The sequence below is a fragment of the Streptomyces sp. PA03-1a genome (genome assembly GCF_033792805.1).
In the GTDB taxonomy this organism is placed as follows: domain Bacteria; phylum Actinomycetota; class Actinomycetes; order Streptomycetales; family Streptomycetaceae; genus Actinacidiphila.
The window spans coordinates 18,094-38,869 of the sequence record NZ_JARAVO010000068.1; the positions used below are offsets into that span (position 1 = coordinate 18,094).

General features: G+C 71.8%; 22 protein-coding genes and 1 tRNA gene. 11 read left to right on the forward strand and 12 right to left on the reverse strand.

Annotated features, from left to right (window positions below):
* The first annotated feature begins 69 nt into the window (after positions 1–69).
* From acs to PV341_RS17470, 5 genes are all read left to right on the forward strand, one after another.
* Positions 70–2,073 carry an acetate--CoA ligase gene (gene acs / locus PV341_RS17450; RefSeq protein WP_500332000.1) on the forward strand — a complete coding sequence of 668 codons (2,004 nt, stop codon included), beginning with the start codon at positions 70–72 and terminating at the stop codon, positions 2,071–2,073.
* 208 nt (positions 2,074–2,281) lie between these two features.
* Positions 2,282–3,721, forward strand: coding sequence for a Na+/H+ antiporter NhaA (nhaA, locus tag PV341_RS17455; RefSeq protein ID WP_500332001.1), 1,440 nt, complete (start codon positions 2,282–2,284; stop codon positions 3,719–3,721).
* 52 nt (positions 3,722–3,773) lie between these two features.
* Positions 3,774–4,256, forward strand: a complete 483-nt coding sequence (locus tag PV341_RS17460; protein ID WP_500332002.1) for a phage holin family protein — start codon at positions 3,774–3,776, stop codon at positions 4,254–4,256.
* Positions 4,257–4,268: 12 nt separating this feature from the next.
* Positions 4,269–5,192, forward strand: coding sequence for an alpha/beta fold hydrolase (locus PV341_RS17465; protein ID WP_499513059.1), 924 nt, complete (start codon positions 4,269–4,271; stop codon positions 5,190–5,192).
* A gap of 94 nt (positions 5,193–5,286) precedes the next feature.
* A complete protein-coding gene (locus tag PV341_RS17470) occupies positions 5,287–5,469 on the forward strand; it encodes a hypothetical protein (RefSeq protein ID WP_499513058.1) in 183 nt (60 codons plus the stop codon).
* A 41-nt stretch (positions 5,470–5,510) separates the two neighbouring features.
* Here PV341_RS17470 and PV341_RS17475 read toward each other — a convergent pair whose 3' ends face one another.
* The 3 genes from PV341_RS17475 to nth are packed head-to-tail and all read right to left on the reverse strand — an operon-like array spanning position 5,511 to position 8,234.
* Positions 5,511–6,713, reverse strand: a complete 1,203-nt coding sequence (locus PV341_RS17475) for a MarP family serine protease (protein WP_500332003.1) — start codon at positions 6,711–6,713, stop codon at positions 5,511–5,513.
* Positions 6,714–6,735: 22 nt separating this feature from the next.
* On the reverse strand, positions 6,736–7,416 hold the full coding sequence (locus PV341_RS17480) for an NUDIX hydrolase (RefSeq protein WP_500332004.1): 681 nt from the start codon (positions 7,414–7,416) through the stop codon (positions 6,736–6,738).
* Positions 7,413–8,234, reverse strand: coding sequence for an endonuclease III (gene nth, locus PV341_RS17485; protein WP_500332005.1), 822 nt, complete (start codon positions 8,232–8,234; stop codon positions 7,413–7,415). The genes PV341_RS17480 and nth overlap by 4 nt, the downstream gene beginning before the upstream one ends.
* 254 nt (positions 8,235–8,488) lie before the next feature.
* On the opposite strand from nth, the gene PV341_RS17490 reads away from it, so the two are divergent.
* On the forward strand, positions 8,489–9,163 hold the full coding sequence (locus tag PV341_RS17490; RefSeq protein ID WP_431950174.1) for a Crp/Fnr family transcriptional regulator: 675 nt from the start codon (positions 8,489–8,491) through the stop codon (positions 9,161–9,163).
* 104 nt (positions 9,164–9,267) lie between these two features.
* On the opposite strand, the gene PV341_RS17495 is transcribed toward PV341_RS17490, so the two are convergent.
* The 4 genes from PV341_RS17495 to sp36 form a co-directional block, all read right to left on the reverse strand.
* Positions 9,268–10,092 carry an MBL fold metallo-hydrolase gene (locus tag PV341_RS17495; protein WP_500332006.1) on the reverse strand — a complete coding sequence of 275 codons (825 nt, stop codon included), beginning with the start codon at positions 10,090–10,092 and terminating at the stop codon, positions 9,268–9,270.
* A complete protein-coding gene (locus tag PV341_RS17500) occupies positions 10,089–10,961 on the reverse strand; it encodes an NUDIX hydrolase (RefSeq protein WP_500332007.1) in 873 nt (290 codons plus the stop codon). The genes PV341_RS17495 and PV341_RS17500 overlap by 4 nt, the downstream gene beginning before the upstream one ends.
* A gap of 111 nt (positions 10,962–11,072) precedes the next feature.
* Positions 11,073–11,537: a RidA family protein gene (locus PV341_RS17505; RefSeq protein WP_500332008.1), complete on the reverse strand. Its 465-nt coding sequence runs from the start codon at positions 11,535–11,537 to the stop codon at positions 11,073–11,075.
* Entirely contained in the window at positions 11,534–11,695 is a 162-nt protein-coding gene (gene sp36 / locus PV341_RS17510) for a Sp36 family protein (protein WP_450400653.1), read from the reverse strand. Before sp36 ends, PV341_RS17505 begins: the two co-directional genes overlap by 4 nt.
* A 71-nt stretch (positions 11,696–11,766) precedes the next feature.
* Here sp36 and bagA point away from each other — a divergent pair, with 71 nt between their 5' ends.
* Both bagA and bagB read left to right on the forward strand, forming a co-directional pair.
* Complete coding sequence (bagA, locus tag PV341_RS17515; protein WP_499513051.1) at positions 11,767–12,747, forward strand: P-loop NTPase family protein; 981 nt, start codon at positions 11,767–11,769, stop codon at positions 12,745–12,747.
* Positions 12,744–14,186, forward strand: coding sequence for an ATPase BagB (bagB, locus tag PV341_RS17520; RefSeq protein WP_500332009.1), 1,443 nt, complete (start codon positions 12,744–12,746; stop codon positions 14,184–14,186). Before bagA ends, bagB begins: the two co-directional genes overlap by 4 nt.
* Here the strand turns inward: bagB and PV341_RS17525 are convergent.
* Complete coding sequence (locus PV341_RS17525; RefSeq protein ID WP_499604943.1) at positions 14,168–14,518, reverse strand: WhiB family transcriptional regulator; 351 nt, start codon at positions 14,516–14,518, stop codon at positions 14,168–14,170. The two genes, bagB and PV341_RS17525, sit on opposite strands and share 19 nt — an antisense overlap.
* A gap of 397 nt (positions 14,519–14,915) precedes the next feature.
* Here PV341_RS17525 and PV341_RS17530 point away from each other — a divergent pair, with 397 nt between their 5' ends.
* Positions 14,916–17,210, forward strand: coding sequence for a transglycosylase domain-containing protein (locus PV341_RS17530; RefSeq protein ID WP_500332010.1), 2,295 nt, complete (start codon positions 14,916–14,918; stop codon positions 17,208–17,210).
* Between the two features lie 139 nt (positions 17,211–17,349).
* On the opposite strand, the gene PV341_RS17535 is transcribed toward PV341_RS17530, so the two are convergent.
* Positions 17,350–17,811: a GatB/YqeY domain-containing protein gene (locus tag PV341_RS17535; protein ID WP_500332011.1), complete on the reverse strand. Its 462-nt coding sequence runs from the start codon at positions 17,809–17,811 to the stop codon at positions 17,350–17,352.
* Positions 17,812–17,887: 76 nt separating this feature from the next.
* Here PV341_RS17535 and PV341_RS17540 point away from each other — a divergent pair, with 76 nt between their 5' ends.
* On the forward strand, positions 17,888–18,820 hold the full coding sequence (locus PV341_RS17540) for a metallophosphoesterase (RefSeq protein ID WP_500332012.1): 933 nt from the start codon (positions 17,888–17,890) through the stop codon (positions 18,818–18,820).
* Between the two features lie 88 nt (positions 18,821–18,908).
* Positions 18,909–18,982, forward strand: a tRNA-Pro gene (locus PV341_RS17545).
* Positions 18,983–19,091: 109 nt separating this feature from the next.
* Here the strand turns inward: PV341_RS17545 and PV341_RS17550 are convergent.
* The 3 genes from PV341_RS17550 to PV341_RS17560 all read right to left on the reverse strand — a co-directional run.
* Positions 19,092–19,838 carry an SDR family oxidoreductase gene (locus PV341_RS17550; protein WP_500332013.1) on the reverse strand — a complete coding sequence of 249 codons (747 nt, stop codon included), beginning with the start codon at positions 19,836–19,838 and terminating at the stop codon, positions 19,092–19,094.
* 147 nt (positions 19,839–19,985) lie between these two features.
* Complete coding sequence (locus tag PV341_RS17555; RefSeq protein ID WP_500332014.1) at positions 19,986–20,492, reverse strand: hypothetical protein; 507 nt, start codon at positions 20,490–20,492, stop codon at positions 19,986–19,988.
* Between the two features lie 60 nt (positions 20,493–20,552).
* Positions 20,553–20,776, reverse strand: a 224-nt coding sequence (locus PV341_RS17560) for an alpha/beta hydrolase (protein WP_500358294.1), incomplete at its 5' end; no start/stop codon positions are given.

Sequence of the window (20,776 nt, forward strand, 5' to 3'; positions counted from 1 at the left end):
CCACCGTGACAGGTCTAAACCAATTTTTGACGCGAACCCTTGTCATCCCGCCCCTCCGGCTGGTGAGCTATGGCCTGGGACACAAAAGGACACCCTGCGAAGGAGCACGGCGTGAGCAACGAGAGCCTGGCCAACCTTTTGAAGGAGGAGCGCCGGTTCGCTCCGCCCGCTGAGCTGGCGGCCGGTGCCAATGTGACCGCGGAGGCCTACCAGCAGGCCGGTGACGACCGACTGGGCTTCTGGGCCACGCAGGCCCGCCGGCTGACCTGGGCGAAGGAGCCGACCGAGACCCTGGACTGGTCCAACCCGCCGTTCGCGAAGTGGTTCGCCGACGGCACCCTGAACGTCGCCTACAACTGCGTCGACCGGCACGTCGAGGCCGGCAACGGCGACCGGGTGGCGCTCCATTTCGAGGGCGAGCCCGGTGACGGCCGGGCCATCACCTACGCCGAGCTCAAGGACGAGGTGAGCCGCGCCGCGAACGCCCTGACCGAGCTGGGCGTGACGGCCGGCGACCGGGTCGCGATCTACATGCCCATGATCCCCGAGACCGTCGTGGCGATGCTGGCCTGCGCCCGCGTCGGCGCCGCGCACTCGGTGGTCTTCGGCGGCTTCTCGGCCGACGCGCTCGCCGCCCGCATCGCCGACGCCGACGCCAAGCTGGTCATCACCGCCGACGGCGGCTACCGCCGCGGCAAGCCGTCCGCGCTGAAGCCCGCCGTGGACGACGCGGTCGCCCGCTCCGCCGGCGTGGGGAAGGTGCTCGTCGTGCGCCGCACCGGCCAGGAGGTGGCCTGGACCGAGGGCCGCGACGTGTGGTGGCACGAGATCGTCGAGCGGCAGTCCGCGGAGCACACCCCGGAGGCCTTCGAGGCCGAGCACCCGCTCTTCATCCTCTACACCTCCGGCACCACCGGTAAGCCCAAGGGCATCCTGCACACCTCGGGCGGCTACCTGACGCAGGCCGCCTACACCCACCACGCGGTCTTCGACCTGAAGCCGGAGACCGACGTCTACTGGTGCACCGCCGACGTCGGCTGGGTCACCGGCCACTCCTACATCGTCTACGGCCCGTTGGCCAACGGCGCCACCCAGGTGCTGTACGAGGGCACCCCGGACACCCCGCACCAGGGCCGCTTCTGGGAGATCGTCCAGAAGTACGGGGTCACGATCCTCTACACCGCCCCCACGGCGATCCGCACGTTCATGAAGTGGGGCGACGACATCCCCGCCAAGTTCGACCTGTCCTCGCTGCGCGTCCTGGGCAGCGTCGGCGAGCCGATCAACCCCGAGGCGTGGATCTGGTACCGCGAGCACATCGGCGGCGGCCGCTGCCCGATCGTGGACACCTGGTGGCAGACCGAGACCGGCGCCATGATGATCTCCCCGCTGCCCGGCGTGACGGAGACCAAGCCCGGCTCCGCGCAGCGTGCGCTGCCCGGCATCTCCGCCACCGTCGTGGACGACGAGGCCAACGAGGTGCCCAACGGCTCCGGCGGCTACCTCGTCCTCACCGAGCCGTGGCCGTCGATGCTCCGCACCATCTGGGGCGACGACCAGCGCTACCTCGACACCTACTGGTCCCGCTTCGAGGGCCGCTACTTCGCCGGCGACGGCGCCAAGAAGGACGAGGACGGCGACATCTGGCTCCTCGGCCGGGTGGACGACGTCATGCTCGTCTCGGGCCACAACATCTCCACCACCGAGGTCGAGTCGGCCCTCGTCTCGCACCCGAAGGTCGCCGAGGCGGCCGTGGTCGGCGCCGCCGACGCCACCACCGGCCAGGCCATCGTCGCCTTCGTGATCCTGCGCGGCACCGCCGCGGCCGAGGACGGCGACGAGCTGATCGCCGGGCTGCGCGACCACGTCGCCAAGACGCTCGGCCCGATCGCCAAGCCGAAGCGGATCCTGACGGTGGCAGAGCTGCCGAAGACCCGCTCCGGCAAGATCATGCGGCGTCTGCTGCGCGACGTCGCCGAGAACCGGGAGCTGGGGGACGTCACCACCCTGACGGACTCCACGGTCATGGACCTCATCCAGACGAAACTCCCGAGCGCCGCGAGCGAGGACTGACCGGTCCCCGTCACCGCACCGAAGAGGCCCCTGCGGGGGCCTCTTCCCCGTTCCCCGGGGGTGCGGGGGCCCTGCGACGCCCGGCGATTGTCCGTAATGTGAAGAACGCCGGAGCCTCCGGCGCCGACCCGATAAGCTGCCGGGCGCGTAGGGAACGCGACAGTGGATCGGGGCGTGCCGGGAAGTCTGGTCGGCAAGGTGATCAGCCATGCCGAGCCCGACCGGAGGTCCACCCCCCGTGACCGCGACCAACCGCCGCCGTTCGGTCTTCCTGGGCCGGATGTCCCTCCCCGAACGGAAGTACGTCGCCGACGCGCTGCGGACGGAGACCGTGGGCGGCGTGATCCTGCTGCTGGCCGCCGTCGTCGCGCTGGTCTGGGCGAACACCCCGCTGAGCGCCTCGTACCGGTCCACCGTCGCCTTCAGCTTCGGGCCCGGGGCGCTGCACCTGGACCTGTCGGTGGGGCACTGGGCCGCGGACGGGCTGCTGACGGTCTTCTTCTTCGTCGCCGGCATCGAACTCAAGCGGGAACTGGTCGCGGGCGAGCTGCGCCGTCCGTCGGCGGCGGCGCTCCCCGTCGTCGCCGCGATCTGCGGCATGGCCGTGCCCGCCGTCGTGTACGCGGTGGTCAACGCCACGGGTGGCGGCTCCCTGCAGGGCTGGGCGGTGCCGATGGCGACCGACATCGCGTTCGCCCTGGCGGTGCTGGCGGTGCTCGGCACCGCGCTGCCGTCCGCACTGCGCGCGTTCCTGCTGACGCTGGCGGTCGTGGACGACCTGTTCGCAATCCTGATCATCGCGGTCTTCTTCACCTCGGGCATCAACCTCGTCGCGCTGGCCCTGGCCCTCGCCGGGCTCGTGCTGTTCCGGGTGCTGCTGCGCTGCGAGGTGCACGGCTGGTACGTGTACGTGCCGCTCGCCCTCGTCAACTGGGCGCTGATGCACGCCAGCGGGGTGCACGCCACGATCGCGGGCGTCGCGATGGGCCTGATGCTGCGCTGCCACCGGCGCGAGGGCGAGGAGCAGTCCCCCGGAGAGCGGATCGAGCACCTCGTACGGCCGCTCTCGGCCGGGATCGCGGTGCCGCTCTTCGCGCTCTTCTCCGCCGGGGTGCCGATCGCCGGCGGCACGCTCGCGGAGGTGTTCGGCCGCCCCGAGACGCTGGGCGTGGTGCTGGGACTGGTCGTCGGCAAGGCGGTCGGGGTGTTCGGCGGCACATGGCTGGCGGCGCGCTTCACCCGCGCGGAGCTCAACCCCGACCTGGCGTGGGCCGACGTCCTGGCCGTCGCCACGCTCGCCGGGATCGGCTTCACGGTCTCCCTGCTCATCGGCGAGCTGGCCTTCGAGGGCGACCAGGTGCTGACCGAGGAGGTCAAGGCGGCCGTCCTGATCGGCTCGTTCACCTCGGCGGTGCTCGCCGCGGTGCTGCTCAAGCTCCGCAACGACAGGTACCGCCGCATCTGTGAGCACGAGGAGCGCGACGAGGACCGGGACGGCGTGCCGGACGTCTACGAGTGGGCGGACCCCGAGTTCCACCTGCGCATGGCCGCGATCCACGAGGCGAAGGCGGCCGAGCACCGCAGGCTCGCGGAAGTGGCGCGCTCCGGGGACACCGGCGAGGATGAGTCGGGCATGATCAGGGGGTAACCCGAATGCCCCGTATGACGACTGACGCACCATGACGACGACGGAGGACCCGATGAGCCCAGCGGACGAGCCCGTGAACGTGGGGGTGACCGTGAGCCCGAACGGAAGCCGCAGCCTCGGCCATCTCTTCGCCTCGGCGACGGCGGACCTGTCCGAACTGGTCCACGAGGAGATCGCCCTCGCCAAGGCCGAACTGCGGCTGGACGTGAAGCGCGCCGGCATCGGCGGCGGCGCGGTGGGCGCCGCCGGCATCCTGGCCCTCTTCTCGCTGCCGGTGCTCAGCTTCGCGGCGGCGTACGGCATCCACAACCTGGGGCTCGGCCTCGCCTGGTCGTTCCTCATCGTCGGCGCGGCGTACCTGGTGCTGGCCGGTCTGCTGGGCCTGATGGCGCGCTCGAAGTTCAAGAAGATCAAGAAGCCGGAGCGCAGCATCGCCTCGGCGAAGGAGACCGCGGCGGTGCTGCAGGGCGTCAAGCCGCACCCCCGGAGCGCCCCCTCCGGCACGACGGAGGCCACGGTGGAGGCCAAGGTGTGACACGCTCGGGGCATGACGGTCGCTGATAGTTCCCCGGTGGTGCGCATCGACGGGCCCTGGACCCACCGGGACGTCGCCGCGAACGGTGCCCGCTTCCACATCGCCGAGCTCGGCGACGGCCCCCTGGTGCTCCTGCTGCACGGTTTCCCGCAGTTCTGGTGGACCTGGCGGCACCAGCTGACCGCGCTGGCCGACGCGGGTTTCCGCGCGGTCGCGATGGACCTGCGCGGGGTGGGCGGCAGCGACCGCACACCGCGCGGCTACGACCCCGCGAACCTGGCGCTCGACGTCACCGGCGTGATCCGCTCGCTCGGCGAGCCGGACGCCGCGCTGGTCGGGCACGACCTCGGCGGTTACCTGGCCTGGACGGCGGCCGCGATGCGGCCCAAGCTCGTCCGGCGGCTCGCGGTGTGCTCCATGCCGCACCCGCGGCGCTGGCGCTCGGCGATGCTGACGGACCTGCGGCACAGCGCGGCCGGCGGCTACGTGTGGGGGTTCCAGCGCCCGTTCGTCCCGGAGCGGCAGCTGGTCGCGGACGACGCGGCGCTGGTGGGACGGCTGTTGCGGGACTGGTCGGGGCCCCGGCTGCCGGAGGACGGGACGGTCGACGCCTACCGCCGGGCGATGCTCATCCCGTCGACGGCGCACTGCTCGATCGAGCCGTACCGCTGGATGGTGCGCTCGCTGGCCCGGGTGGACGGCTTCCAGTTCAACCGCCGCATGAAGCGTCCGGTGCGGGTGCCCACGCTGCACCTGCACGGCTCGCTCGACCCGGCGATGCGGTCCCGGCACGCCGCGGGCAGCGGGGAGTACGTGGAGGCGCCGTACCGCTGGCGGCTCTTCGAAGGGCTGGGGCACTTCCCCCACGAGGAGGATCCGGCGGTTTTCTCGGCCGAGCTGGTCAACTGGCTCAAGGACCCGGAACCGGACCGTTAATCCAGTATGACGATCGGCCAAATGCCGGGCGCATAGGCCAACTGATGGAGCGCCAGGCGGTTACCGACCATGGACCCCGGGCAGACAGCTCGGTATGGGCTGGACGCACGACTACCGTGACGTGTCACGCGACCGCCGCGCCAACGGAGCGCGGGTCACCACCGGGACGCAGGCCCCGGACCATCGGTCCGGAGGCTCCCGCCTCGGCATTCCCCACATCCTCAGGCGCCGCGCCCGCTGGGTGGGCGCCCGGCTGAGGCATACCCGCAGCGACTGACCGCCCGGCCCCTCGCCGACCGGCCCGCTCCCCCGGAGGCCCTACAGGGCACAGCCCTGGGTGTCGACCTGCCGGTTCGCCGTACGCCCGGCCTGGACGTCCGGCTGGACCTCGTCCGCCGTCAGGGCGTAGCCGGTGTCCGCGTCGTCGAGGGACTTGGCGAACACCACACCGTAGACCCGCCCCTCGGGGGTGAGCAGCGGTCCGCCGGAGTTGCCCTGGCGGACGAGCGTGTACAGCGAGTAGACGTCGCGCTCGACGGTGCCCCGGTGGTAGATGTCCGGGCCCGAGGCGGGGATGCGGCCGCGTACCCGGGCGGCACGCACGTCGAAGCCGCCGTTCTCCGGGAAGCCGGCGACGATGGCGTCGTCGCGTGACCCGGCGTCGGTGGTGCTGAAGGACAACGCGGGCGCGTCCAGGGACGGTACGTCGATGACGGCGATGTCGCGCTGCCAGTCGTAGAGCACGACCTTGCCGTCGTGCACCCGGCCCTCGCCGCCGATCTGCACGGTCGGGTTGTCGACGCCGCCGACGACGTGGGCGTTGGTCATCACCCGGTGGGGCGCGAAGACGAAGCCGGTGCCCTCCAGCACCTTGCCGCAGCTCGGTGCGGTGCCGACGACCTTGACGATGCTGCGCCGCGCGCGGCCGACGACCGCGCTGTCGGCGAGCGCCGGGTCGGGGGCGGGGACGGCGGTGATCGGCTCGTTGCCGAACGGCGAGAAGACCTGCGGCAGTCCGTTCTGCGCGAGCACCGAACTGAAGTCGGCGAACCAGTTGTTGGCCTCGCGCGGCACGACCTGCGCCACCCCCAGCAGCACCCGGGAGGAGCGGACCTCACGGCCGAGGCTGGGCAGCGTGGTCGTGGTGGCGAGCGCGGAGCCGATGAGCCAGGCGACCAGCAGCATCGCCAGGACGTTCACCAGGGCGCCGCCGATGGCGTCGATCGCCCGCGCCGGAGACCAGCTGACGTGCGTACGGACCTTGTTGCCGAGGTGCGTGGTGAAGGCCTGGCCCACCGACGCGCACACGATGATCAGGACCACCGCGGCGACGACCGCCACCGTGCCGGGCTGAGCGTTGTCGGTGACCGCGTTCCAGATCGCGGGCAGCACGTAGACCGCGACGAGACCACCGCCGAGGAACCCGACCACCGACATCACGCCGACGATGAATCCCTGGCGGTAGCCCACGATCGCGAACCACACGGCGGCCAGCAGCAGCACGATGTCCAGCACATTCACCGGGACACCGTCTCATGGAGGATCAACCCAGCGGGACCGTCTTTGCACGATCCCAGGGTCGTTCCCAGCCCGCGTGGTGGAGGATCCGGTCGATCAGACCCGCCGTGAAACCCCACACCAGGGCCTCCCGCACCAGGAACGCGGGCCCCTGGAAGCCGCTGGGATGCGTCACCATGGCCCGGTTGGCAGGATCGGTGAGATCCGCCACGGGGACGGTGAACACCCGTGCGGTCTCGGCCAGGTCGACCGCTCCCACCGGCGACGGCGTACGCCACCAGCCGAGGACCGGCGTCACGACGAAGTCGCTCACCGGGATGTAGAGCCGCGGGAGCACCCCGAAGACCTGCACCCCCGACGGGTCGAGGCCGGTCTCCTCCCAGGCCTCGCGCAGCGCGGCCCGCAGCGGCCCCTCGCCCTCCGGGTCGCCGTCCTCCGGGTCGAGCGCGCCGCCCGGGAAGGAGGGCTGCCCCGCGTGCGAGCGCAGGGAGGCCGCCCGCTCCATCAGGAGCAGCTCGGGCCCCTCGGCCCCCGCGCCGAGGAGGATGAGGACGGCGGAGGGACGGCCGCCGCTCGGCGGCGGCAGGAAGCGGCTGAGCTGCTCGGGCCGTACGCCGTCGACCGCGCGGACCACCGGGCCGAGCCAGGACGGCAGCCCCTCGCGGTCGACCGTGACGTCCTCGATGTCGGGTCGTGCCTGCGTCACTCCGCCTCCAGCGGCGGCGCCGCCGTGCCCGGGAATCCCGGCGGCGGCTTGAGCCGCTGCCCCGGGCCACCGCCCATCTCGTACTTCAGCAGCTTCTTCGCCTTCTCCGGATCCGTCTCGCCCTCGCCGTACGACGGGCACAGCGGCGCGATCGGGCAGACGCCGCAAGCGGGGCGGCGGGCGTGGCACATCCGGCGGCCGTGGAAGATCAGACGGTGCGAGAGCATCGTCCACTCGCTCTTCGGGAAGATCGCCATGATGTCCTGCTCGATCTTCTCCGGCTCCTTCGCCCCGGTCCAGCCGAAACGGTGGACCAGCCGCTGGAAGTGGGTGTCCACGGTGAGGCCGGGGACGCCGAAGGCGTTGCCGAGCACCACGTTGGCCGTCTTGCGGCCCACGCCGGGCAGCGTGACCAGGTCCTCCAGCCGGCCGGGCACCTCGCCGCCGAAGATGTCACGGAGTGCCGCCGACAGGCCGAGCAGCGCCCGCGCCTTGGCGCGGAAGAAGCCGGTGGGACGGAGGATCTGCTCCAGCTCCTCCGGGTCGGCGGCCGCCAGGTCCTCCGGCGTCGGGTACTTCGCGAAGAGCGCGGGGGTGGTCTGGTTGACCCTCAGGTCGGTCGTCTGGGCCGAGAGCACCGTGGCGACGAGCAGCTGGAAGGGGTTCTCGAAGTCGAGCTCGGGGTGGGCGTACGGGTACACCTCGGCGAGCTCGCGGTTGATCCGCCGGGCCCTGCGGACCATCGCGAGCCGCGACTCGGGCTTGCCGGACGCCCGCGCGCGGCCGCCGGGGGTCGCCCGGGCGGGCTGTTCGCTCACAGCGGAATCCGCGGCGGCGGTCACCCTCCTGGCCCCGCCACCCTGCCGTTTCTTCTGCGCACTTGGCGTATCGGACACCCGGCCAGCCTAAGCCTCACCACCGACAATCGCCCTGGAGAGCCGCGATCCGGCCCCCAAACGGACCCCCGGAGCACAATCACACGAGCACATAAGACAGACTTGTGATTGATCGCACTGTTTTGCTGTCGGGCATGATGGGGACCGACCCAGCGATGTCGACAAGGAGAGAGCTCGTGGACGACGTTCTGCGGCGCGCACCGCTTTTCGCGGCGCTCGACGATGAGCAGGCCGCTGAACTGCGCGCCTCCATGACGGAGGTCACGCTCGCGCGTGGCGACTCGCTGTTCCACGAGGGGGAACCCGGGGACCGGCTGTACGTCGTCACCGAGGGCAAGGTGAAGCTGCACCGCACCTCGCCCGACGGCCGCGAGAACATGCTCGCCGTCGTCGGCCCCGGCGAGCTGATCGGTGAGCTGTCGCTCTTCGACCCCGGCCCGCGCACCGCCACCGCCACCGCGCTGACCGAGGTCAAGCTGCTCGGCCTCGGCCACGGCGACCTGCAGCCGTGGCTCAACGCCCGCCCCGAGGTCTCCACCGCGCTGCTGCGCGCCGTCGCCCGGCGCCTGCGCCGCACCAACGACGTCATGTCCGACCTGGTCTTCTCCGACGTCCCCGGCCGCGTCGCCAAGGCGTTGCTGGACCTGTCGCGCCGCTTCGGCGTGCAGTCCGAGGAGGGCATCCACGTCGTCCACGACCTCACGCAGGAGGAACTCGCCCAGCTGGTGGGCGCCTCCCGCGAGACCGTCAACAAGGCCCTCGCCGACTTCGCGGGCCGCGGCTGGCTGCGCCTGGAGGCGCGGGCGGTCATCCTGCTGGACGTCGAGCGGCTGGCGAAGCGCTCGCGCTGACGCCCGTACGCGGACGAAGGGGCGCCCACCCGGAGGTGGGCGCCCCTTCTTGCGTCTCCTCAGCGTCCGCGGGGCGCGGGGGCGCCGGGCGGGCACACCGCACGTCAGATCAGCCCGTGCTCCAGCAGGTAGTCCAGCTGCGCCCGCACCGACAGCTCGGCGGCCGGCCACAGGGCGCGGTCGACGTCCGCGTAGACGTGGGCGACGACCTCGGAGGGGGTCGCGAGGCCCCGCTCGACGGCCGTCTCGACCTGGGCGAGGCGGTGGGCACGGTGGGCGAGGTAGAACTCGACCGCGCCCCGGGCGTCGGCGAGGACCGGGCCGTGGCCGGGCAGGACGGTGGCGACGCCGTCGTGCATCGTGAGCGCCTGCAGCCGGCGCAGGGAGTCCAGGTAGTCACCCAGCCGCCCGTCGGGGTGGGCGACGACCGTGGTGCCACGGCCGAGGACGGTGTCGCCGGTGAGCACGGCCAGGTCGGCGGGCAGGTGGAAGGAGAGCGAGTCCGCGGTGTGCCCGGGGGTGGGCACGACGCGCAGTTCCAGGCCGCCGGTGGTGACGACGTCGCCCGCGGACAGGCCCTCCTCGCCAAGGCGCAGTGCCGGGTCCAGGGCGCGCACCGCCGTCCCCGTCAGCTCGGCGAAGCGGCCCGCGCCCTCGGCGTGGTCGGGGTGGCCGTGGGTGAGCAGGGTGAGGGCGATCCGCTTGCCGAGGGAGTGCGCGGTGGAGACCACGTTGTTCAGGTGGCCCTCGTCGAGCGGCCCCGGGTCGATGACGACGGCGAGTTCGGAGTCCGGCTCGGAGACGAGCCAGGTGTTCGTGCCGTCCAGCGTCATGGGCGAGGGGTTCGGCGCGAGCACGCACACCGCGCGGGCGGTCGCCCGGCCCCCGACCTCCGCGCGGGGCTTGCCGGGTTGAAGGGCCGAGGTCATCCGGCGGCTCCCATGCGCTTGGTGAATTCCTCGTGGCCGGGCCAGGTCAGCACGATCTCCTCGCCCACCAGCGCGGCCCGCGCCAGCACCGGGGTGAGGTCGCGCCCGTCCGCGGCACCCGCCAGGGCCGCTGACGCCGAGTCGTACGGCAGCAGTTCCCGCAGCGTCGCGATCGTCGGCGGCAGCATGGTCATCTCGCCGCGGTCGTAGCCGTCCACGGCCTCGGCGGGCCGCAGCCACACCGTGCGGTCCGCCTCGCCCGACACGTCGCGGGTGCGCTGGCCGGGCGGGAGCGCGGTCACGAAGAACCACGTGTCGTACCGGCGCTCCTCGAACTCCGGGGTGATCCAGCGGGCCCACGGGCCGAGCAGGTCGGAGCGGAGCACCAGGGAACGGCGGGCCAGGAAGTCGGCGAAGGACAGCTCCCGCGAGACCAGGGCGCGCCGGTCGGCCTCCCAGTCCTCGCCGGTGGTGTCCGCGACGACGGACCGCTCGTCGGGCCCGGCGAGCAGCACGCCGGACTCCTCGAAGGTCTCGCGCACGGCCGCGCACACGATCGCCTGCGCGGCGGCGGGGTCCAGGCCCTCGCCCAGCCGGGCGGCCCAGGTCGGCGGCGGGGGCCCCGCCCAGGCCACCGGGCGCTCGTCGCGCGGGTCCACACCGCCGCCGGGATAGGCGTACGCGCCCGCGGCGAAGGCCATCGAGGCCCGGCGCCGCAGCAGGTGCACGGCGGGGCCGCCGTCGCCGTCCCGCAGCAGCAGGACGGTCGCCGCACGGCGCGGCACGACGGGCTCCAGGGTGCCCGCGGTGAGGGCGCGGATGCGCTCGGGCCAGCTCGCCGGGAACCACTGGCCGTTCGTGGTGGTCATGTGGCGGATGCTATGCGCTTGCGCGGGGATGTTCGATAGGGCCCGGGCCGGGCGGGCCCGGGGTACCCCTCCGGTGGCCGGGGCACGGCTCCGCCGGAGGGGTGCGGGACGTCAGTCCTCGACCTCGACCTGGATCTCGACCTCGACCGGCGCGTCGAGCGGCAGGACGGCCACACCGACGGCGCTGCGGGCGTGCACGCCCTTCTCGCCGAGGACCTCGCCGAGCAGCTCGCTCGCGCCGTTGACGACGGCCGGCTGCCCGGTGAAGTCGGGGGCGGAGGCGACGAAGCCGACGACCTTCACGACGCGCTTGACGCGGTCGAGGTCACCCACGACGGAGCGGACCGCGGCCAGGGCGTTGAGCGCGCAGGTGCGGGCGAGTTGCTTGGCCTCGTCCGCGGTGACCTCGGCGCCGACCTTGCCGGTGCAGGTCAGCTTGCCCTCGACGAGCGGCAGCTGGCCCGCGGTGTAGACGTACGCACCGGACCGGACGGCCGGGACGTACGCGGCGAGCGGGGCGGCCACCGCGGGGAGCTCGAGCCCCAGTTCCGCCAGCCGCTGCTCGACCGCGCTCACGCGTTCTTCTCGCGTTTGAAGTACGCCACCAGCTGCTCGGGGTTGTTCGGGCCCGGCACGACCTGGACGAGCTCCCAGCCGTCCTCGCCCCAGGTGTCCAGGATCTGCTTCGTCGCGTGCACCAGCAGCGGCACGGTCGCGTATTCCCACTTCGTCATGAGGGGACTGTAATGCCTGGCACAGCCCCGCCCCCGAGTAGCCCCGCCCTCGACTGGTTAGGCTCGCAGGTGTGAGGCTCCACATCGTGACGGGCAAGGGCGGTACCGGCAAGACGACGGTCGCCGCTGCGCTGGCACTCGCCCTCGCCGCCGAGGGTCGACGGACACTGCTGACGGAGGTGGAGGGGCGGCAGGGCATCGCGCAGCTCTTCGAGACCGAGGCCCTCCCCTACGAGGAGCGCAAGATCGCCGTGGCCCCGGGCGGCGGCGAGGTGTACGCCCTGGCCATCGACGCCGAACAGGCGCTGCTGGACTACCTCGACATGTTCTACAAGCTCGGCCGGGCCGGCCGGGCCCTGAAGAAGCTGGGCGCGATCGACTTCGCCACCACCGTGGCGCCGGGACTGCGCGACGTCCTGCTGACCGGCAAGGTCTGCGAGGCCGTGCGCCGCAAGGACCGGGCGGGCTGGCGGTCGTACGACGCGGTGGTGCTGGACGCGCCGCCGACCGGGCGGATCACGCGCTTCCTCAACGTCAACGACGAGGTCGCCGGGCTGGCCCGGTTCGGCCCGATACACAATCAGGCGCAGGCCGTGATGCGGGTGATGAAGTCCCCGGAGACCGCGGTGCACCTGGTCACCCTCCTGGAGGAGATGCCGGTCCAGGAGACCGTGGACGGCGTGGCCGAGCTGCGCGAGGCGGGGCTGCCGACCGGGGCCGTGGTCATCAACATGGTGCGCCCGGTGGTGATGGACGGCGCGGCCGTGGCCTCGGCGCGCGACGGGCAGCGCACGGCGATCGCCAAGGCGCTCTCCCAGGCCGGGCTGGGCGGCGCGCGGCGCGGCGGCCTCGCGGAGCGGCTCGTCGACCCGCTGCTGGCGCAGGCGCACGAGCACGCGGAGCGCGTGGCCCTGGAGCGGGCCCAGCGCGAGGAACTGGCCGCGCTGGGGCTGCCCGCGTACGAGCTGGAACTGATGGGCGACGGGGTCGATCTCGGTGGGTTGTACAGATTGGCTGAAAATCTGCGGAAGCAGGGGCTGGGGGTCGCATGAGCCTGGAGAGTCCGGTATTGGACATCGACCCGCTGATCGACGATCCGAGGACCCGGATCGTCGTCTGCTGCGGCTCGGGCGGGGTCGGCAAGACCACCACGGCCGCGGCGCTGGGCGTCCGTGCCGCCGAGCGCGGCCGCAAGGCCGTCGTGCTGACCATCGACCCGGCGCGTCGGCTGGCGCAGTCCATGGGCCTCACGGAACTCGACAACACCCCGCGCAAGGTGGCCGGGATCGACGAGTCCGCGGGCGGTGAGCTGCACGCGATGATGCTCGACATGAAGCGGACCTTCGACGAGGTCGTGCTCCAGCACACGGACCAGGAGCGGGCCCGGGCGATCCTGGACAACCCCTTCTACCAGTCGCTCTCCGCGGGCTTCGCCGGCACGCAGGAGTACATGGCCATGGAGAAGCTGGGCCAGCTGCGCGCGCTCGACGCGTGGGACCTGATCATCGTCGACACCCCGCCGAGCCGGTCGGCGCTGGACTTCCTGGACGCCCCCAAGCGGCTGGGGTCCTTCCTGGACGGGCGTTTCATCCGGCTGCTGATGGCCCCCGCGAAGGTCGGCGGACGGGCCGGCGTGAAGTTCCTCAACGTCGGGATGTCGATGATGACCGGCACGCTCAGCAAGGTCATGGGCGCGCACCTGCTGCGCGACGTGCAGACCTTCGTGGCGGCGATGGACTCGATGTTCGGCGGCTTCCGCTCCCGGGCGGACGCCACGTACAAGCTGCTCCAGGCGAACGGGACGGCGTTCCTGGTGGTGGCCGCGCCGGAGCGGGACGCGCTGCGCGAGGCCTCGTACTTCGTGGAGCGGCTGGCGGCGGAGAACATGCCGCTCGCCGGGCTGGTGCTGAACCGTGTGCACGGCAGCGGGGCGGCGCAGCTCACGGCGGAGCGGGCGCTGGCGGCGGCGGAGGCACTGGACGACCTGGACGACCTGGATGCCGCTGACGCGACTGACGCCTCCGACGCCGCCCCTGTCGCCGGATATCCGCCAACTCCCCGGCTGACCGGGGAGTTTGACGAATCCGCAGAAAATCTTCAAAGCGTCGGCATTGTGGATCAGCCCGGCGGGAAAGCTGGACTCCGTACGGCCGACGGCGGCGAAGGGACCCCCAGTACGGACAGTGCGGACACCAGCTCTCCCGAATCGCCCACCGGCTCCCCGACCGTTTCCGTACCCGCACAGGACCCCGCCGCGGGCCGGACCACGGACCCGCTGGACACCGACCGCCTCACCGCCGGCCTGCTGCGCCTGCACGCCGAACGGATGCAGCTGGTCGCGCGCGAGCGGCGCACCCGTGAGCGTTTCGTCTCGGTGCACCCGGACGTGCCCATGGTGGACGTCGCGGCCCTGCCCGGCGACGTGCACGACCTCGAGGGCCTGCGCGCGATCGGCCAACGTCTCGCGCAGGGTCAGCCGACGGCGGCGTAGTCGTCGTAGTCCCCGTCGTAGCCCTCGTCGTCGAGCGGGAGCACACCCGTGCTGCGCTCGTACTCCGTGCGCGCCGTCTCCAGGAGCCTGCGCCACGAGGTGACCGTGGGACGCCGGCGCAGCAGCGCCCTGCGCTCCCGCTCGGTCATCCCGCCCCAGACGCCGAACTCCACACGGTTGTCCAGAGCGTCGGCCAGGCACTCGGTACGCACCGGGCAGCCGGTGCACACCGCCTTGGCCCTGTTCTGGGCCGCTCCCTGGACGAAAAGTTCATCCGGATCCGTCGTGCGGCACGCGGCCTGCGTACTCCAGTCCGTAACCCAGCTGCTCATGCTGGCGCCGTCCTCTCCCGAATCGAGGCTCCCCCACGGCGGCAAGCGGCATATTCACCGTTGCCAGTTGAGGACGTTACGGAAGGTGGGCACGGCGCAACAGCCCTTTCAGGCCCAATCTTGAATGGCCCGAACGGACTATGGGTACGCGGCAGATCACCCGACGGAGTGAGCCGACGGCAGAACGGGCGAATTGCCGCAAAACGGTCAGCTCGCCACTTCTGGGGCCTGAGATCCAGGTCATATGGCTGGCATATGACAGGAATTCGGGCAGTTCTCATCACCCACAAGAGTGAGGATGGAAGACAGACGTGTGCGCAGTGTTCGCGCCTGTCTGTTACAGAGTAGGCGAACAAGCATGCCCACGTCTTAAGAATGGCAACGTAAGCTGCACCCCATGGGTCACAAGCGATCGCGCCCCACCAGCAGCGGCGGCACCAGTACCGCTCAGCAGGCCGCCAAGTTCCTGGGTGTCAGCGTCCTGGCCGGCGTGGTGCTGGCCGGCATCGCCCTCCCCGCGGCGGGGGCGCTCGGACTGAGCGCCAAGGGCACCGCGGCCGGCTTCGACTCCCTGCCGGGCGAGCTGAAGCGCCCGCCGCTCTCGCAGAGCACCCGGATCCTGGACGTCAAGGGCGACCTGATCGCGAACGTCTACTCGCGCGACCGCACGGTCGTGGGGCTCGACAAGATCAGCAAGTCGATGCAGCAGGCCATCGTCGCCATCGAGGACGCCCGCTTCTACGAGCACGGCGCGATCGACGTCAAGGGCATCCTGCGCGCGCTCAACAAGAACGCCCAGGAGGGCGGTGTCTCCGAGGGCGCTTCCACCCTGACGCAGCAGTACGTGAAGAACGTCTTCATCGAGGAGGCCGGCGACGACCCCACCAAGGTCCAGCAGGCCACCCAGCAGACCATCGGTCGCAAGATCAAAGAGATGAAGTACGCCATCCAGCTCGAGCAGGAGCTGGGGAAGCAGAAGATCCTCGAGAACTACCTCAACATCACCTTCTTCGGCGAGCAGGCCTACGGGGTCGAGGCCGCCTCCCGGCGTTACTTCAGCAAGTCCGCCAAGGACCTGTCGCTCACCGAGTCCGCGCTGCTGGCCGGCCTCGTCCAGTCGCCGAGCCGGTACGACCCCGTGAACGACCCGGAGGAGGCCAAGAAGCGCCGCGACGTGGTGCTGCAGCGCATGGCCGACCTGAAGGACGTCACGCAGGCCCAGGCCGACGCCGCGAAGAAGAAGCCGCTCGGCCTCAAGATCCGCGAGCCCAAGAACGGCTGCATCACCGCCGTCAACGGCGCCGGGTTCTTCTGCGACTACGTGCGCCAGGTCTTCCTCAGCGACAAGGCCTTCGGCAAGACCAAGGCCGAGCGCGCCAAGCGCTGGGACCAGGGCGGCCTCACCGTCCGCACCACCCTCGACCCGAAGGCGCAGCGGGCGGTCCAGGACTCGATCAGCCAGCACGTGTACAAGAGCGACGACGTCGCCACCGCCGTGACCCTGGTCCAGCCGGGCACGGGCAGGATCGTCGGGATGGGCCAGTCCCGCCCGTACGGCTTCAAGAAGAACCAGACCCAGATCAACTACTCCGTCGACCGGAACATGGGCGGCGGCGCGGGCTACCAGCCGGGTTCGACGTTCAAGCCCTTCACCGCCGCGGCCGCCCTGGAGAAGGGCATGTCGACGGCCCAGTCCTACCCCTCGCCGAACGAGATGCCGTACCCGGACGTGACCGACTGCGACGGCAAGCGCTACACGAGCAAGGACAAGGTGCCCAACGAGAGGAAGGACGAGGTCGGCCCGTACGGAATGAGGGAGGCGCTGGCGAAGTCGATCAACACCTACTTCGTCTCCCTGGAGGCCGACGCCGGCCTGTGCGACGTGACGCGGATGGTCAACTCCCTCGGCATCACCAAGCGCGCCGGCGGGACGAAGTTCGGCCTCGGTGCCTCCTTCACCCTCGGCGTCAACGAGATGTCGCCGCTGAAGATGGCCGCCGCCTACGCGGCCTTCGCCAACAAGGGCGAGTACTGCACCCCGGTCGCCATCGAGTCGATCACCGACGCGAACGGCAAGAAGCTGCCGGTGCCCAAGACCGAGTGCGAGCGGGCCATGTCCGAGCAGACCGCCTCCACGATCAGCACCCTGCTCAAGGGCGTGGTCGAGGACGGCACCGGTCAGCAGGCCGGACTCAGCGACCGCGACAGCGCGGGCAAGACGGGTACGACGGACTTCCGGTACGCCGCCTGGTTCGTGGGCTACACCTCGGACATGGCGGGTGCCGTCTGGGTCGGCGACCCGGCCCACAAGCGCAGGATGACCAACATCACCATCGGCGGCCACTACCACGCCGAGGTCTACGGCGCCGACACCCCGGGTCCGATCTGGAAGGACGCGATGTCCGGCGCCCTGGCCGGCACCGTCTCGCCCGGCCTGCCGACGGTGGCCATCAAGGATCCCGAGAAGCCGCGCAACGACGATGACGACCACCACGGCCGCGGTGACAACGGCGGCAACGGCAACGGTGGCGACGACGGCCTGCTCGGCGGGATCTTCGGCGGCGACACCCTCGGCGGCGACGGGGCCAACGGCTTCACCACCGGCGGTGGCAACGGCCGCGGCGGCGGAAACAACGGCACCACGGGTCCCGGGACCGGCACCCCCGAGACGGGCGGCACCGGGCCGGGCTGAGCCCCGCGGGAGACGACGTGACGCCGAAGGGGCGCCGGGACCGATCGGTCCCGGCGCCCCTTCGGCGTTCCGGTGGAGGGCTCCCGGCGGGCCACGCCGCCCTCCGTGGCGTCGGGGCCCGTCGACCCCGTCGGCCCCGTCAGCCGCCCGCGAGCTGCTTGCGCACCTCGGCGGCGACCCGGCCGCCCTCGGCCAGGCCGGCGACCTTCGGGTTCACGATCTTCATGACCGCGCCGATCGCCTTCGGCCCCTCGGCGCCCGACTCCTCGATCGCCGCGGCAACGATGCCGGCCAGCTCCGCGTCGTCCAGTTGCTTGGGCAGGTAGGCGTCCAGCACCTCGCGCTCGGCCAGCTCACGCTCCGCGGCCTCCTTGCGGCCGCCCTGCTCGAAGGCGTCGGCGGCCTCCCGGCGCTTCTTCGCCTCGCGGGCGATCACCTTCAGCACCTCGTCGTCGGAGAGCTCGCGCGCCTCCTTGCCCGCGACCTCCTCCTTGGTGATCGCGGTGAGGGTCAGACGGAGGGTGGACGAGGTCAGCTCGTCCCGCCCCTTGATGGCAGCCGTGAGGTCGTCGTGCAGACGCTTCTTGAGCGTGGTGGTCATGGCGTCGAGTCTGCCAGGTCGCCACCGGGAGGGCCGCGGATTTATCCCTGACGTGCCGTCTGCCACCATGGAGGGCATGCGCGCGCGATACGGAGTACCCCTGGGCATCACAGCTGCCGGTGCGGCCTGCGTGGCCTACGCGGCCGGGATCGAGGCACGGTCGTTCCGGCTGCGCAGGGTGGCGGTCCCGGTGCTGCCGGCCGGGATGCGGCCGATCCGCGTCCTGCAGGTCTCCGACATCCACATGGTCCGCGGCCAGAACAAGAAGCGCCGCTGGCTGCAGTCGCTGGCCGGGCTCCGCCCCGACTTCGTCGTGAACACCGGCGACAACCTCTCCGACCCCCAGGGCGTCCCCGAGCTGATGGACGCCCTCGGGCCGCTGCTCGACCTCCCCGGCGCCTACGTCTTCGGCTCCAACGACTACTACGGCCCCACCCCGCGCAACCCCGCCCGCTACCTCGCCGAGCGCCTCCGGGGCACGCACGGTCTCAACGGCCAGAACAACCCCGCCATCGGCGTCATCCGCAACCCGTGGGAGGAGATCCGCGACGCCTTCGACGTGGCCGGCTGGGTCGGGGTCAACAACACCCGCGGCCGCCTCAAGCTCGACGACGGCATCGAGATCGCCTTCGCGGGCCTCGACGACCCCCACATCCGGCGCGACCGCTACGCCGCCATCGCCGGCGGTCCCGACACGGACGCCGACCTCTCGCTCGCGGTCGTCCACGCCCCGTACCTGCGCGTACTCGACGCCTTCACCGCCGACCGCTACCCGCTGATCCTCGCCGGGCACACCCACGGCGGCCAGCTGTGCATCCCGTTCTACGGCGCCCTCGTCACCAACTGCGACATCGACGCGGACCGGGTCAAGGGCCTGTCCACCCACGAGGCCGCCGGTCACCGCTCCTACCTGCACGTCTCCGCGGGCTGCGGCACCAACCGCTACACCCCGGTCCGCTTCGCCTGCCCGCCCGAGGCCACCCTGCTCACCCTGACACCGGGCGCCTGAGCCGCCGCGGAAAACCGGATTTCGTCTCCAGCGGGAGGTCCGCTAGAGTAATCCTCGTCGCGCCGGGCCCGAGGCCACGACGCGACACCGGGGTGTGGCGCAGCTTGGTAGCGCGCTTCGTTCGGGACGAAGAGGCCGTGGGTTCAAATCCCGCCACCCCGACTTCGTAGATGCAGATCAGGGCTCCCAGGAATGTTCCCGGGAGCCCTGACTCGTTCATGTGACTATCCGCCTGACCACCGCTCGCGGTCCCGGCCGAAGCCGGGGCCGCTCATGAGGGCTTCGCCGCGCTCTGCGCCTCGAGCCACTCGGCGAACGTCTGGGTGCCGCGGGGGCCCGGGCCGGTCGGCAGCAGGCCGCCGCTGCGCATCCCGCCGGGGAAGTACAGGGGCACGACCGGACGGCGGCGCGCGCCGCCCGCGGCGATGAGGCGCCGGGCCAGGTCGACCAGGGACTCGACCTGCGGGCCCGCGAGCTCGGGGGCCATCCCCTTCGGCGCTTCGAGGGCGAGGTCGACGAGGGCTTCGGCCACTTCCCGTACGGCGATGGGCTGGACCGGCGCCGTCGGCACCAGCGCGATCGGTCCGGGGACACCGCTCAGCGCCTGACCGACGAACTCGTAGAACTGCGTCGCCCGCATGATGGTCCATGGCACCGGCCCGCCCCGGATGATCTCCTCCTGCCGCAGCTTGCCCGTGTAGTACGGGTGCCCGACCCGGTCGACCCCCACGATCGACGGCGTCACGAGGTGCCGGACCCCGGCGCGTTCGGCCGCACCGATGAGGTTCCGTCCCGCCTTCTCGAAGAAGCCGACGGCGACCGACTTGCGGTTCGTGGTCACGTTGCTGACGTCGATCACCGCGTCGGCCCCGGTCAGCGCCGCTTCCAGCCCCGACCCGCTCACCAGGTCGACGCCCTGTCCGCGTGACAGCACCACGGGTTCGTGTCCGCGGGCCCGTACGGCCTCCACCACGAAACGTCCGGCCACCCCGGTACCGCCGGCGACTGCGATCTTCATGACTGCTCCTGTCCTCCCGGTGCTGCACGAGAGGAAGGAACGGGCCACACCCATCGCGTCAGCTCCACCTATTGTTACGATCGCGATCGTATCATTCAATACTAATAGGGATGGCCGCCGCGTGCCGGCCGCCCCGAGGCCGTCCTCTCAGTCCACCGGACCCGGGGGGCACCCAGGGTCCCGCGAGCGCCAAGCGTGCGGCGGCTCACCGACACCCTGGGCAAGCAGCCACGCCGCGGCCCGCACCAGGCCGCGCGCCGCGTCCAGGGGGGTGTCGCAGGAGCGCCCGCTCTCGGCGACGGTGTGCCCGCCGCAATCCACCTCGCGGTCGCACGCCACCCTGACCTCCGCCTCGACCTCCCACGGCGGACCCCCGCGCAGGTCCCAGAGGCATCGCCGCGGGACGTACAGCCGCGCATGGAAGGAGACCTCGCGGACCTCCACGGAGCCGAAGACTCCCGCGAGCTCGAAGCCCTCAACGCGGTGGTACTCCAGGCCACTTCCGGTGTGACCGGCCCGGACGCCGAGGTGCTCGGCCAACCGCGAGACGAGCGCACCGGCCGTGCTCAGCGCTTCCTGCACGGCCTCGGCGTCAGCCGGATCCGGGAACACCCAGCGCACATCGCCCCGGCCGAGCGGGATCGCTTCCTCCACGGGCACGAGTCTGACCCGGCACGGGCCAACGGCCAAGGCCCGGACGCGCAGCGGCGCGGGTCAGCCGCAGATGGTGCCGGGGGCGGGGAGTTCGCCGTGGGTCAGGTAGAGGTCGACGGCGTCGTCGATGCAGGGGCTGCCGCGGTGGTAGGCGGTGTGGCCGTCGCCGTCGTAGGTGAGGAGGTGGCCGGAGTCGAGTTGACGGGCGAGGGACTGGGCCCAGGGGTACGGGGTGGCGGGGTCGCGGGTGGTGCCGACGACGAGGATCGGCGGGGCGCCGCGGG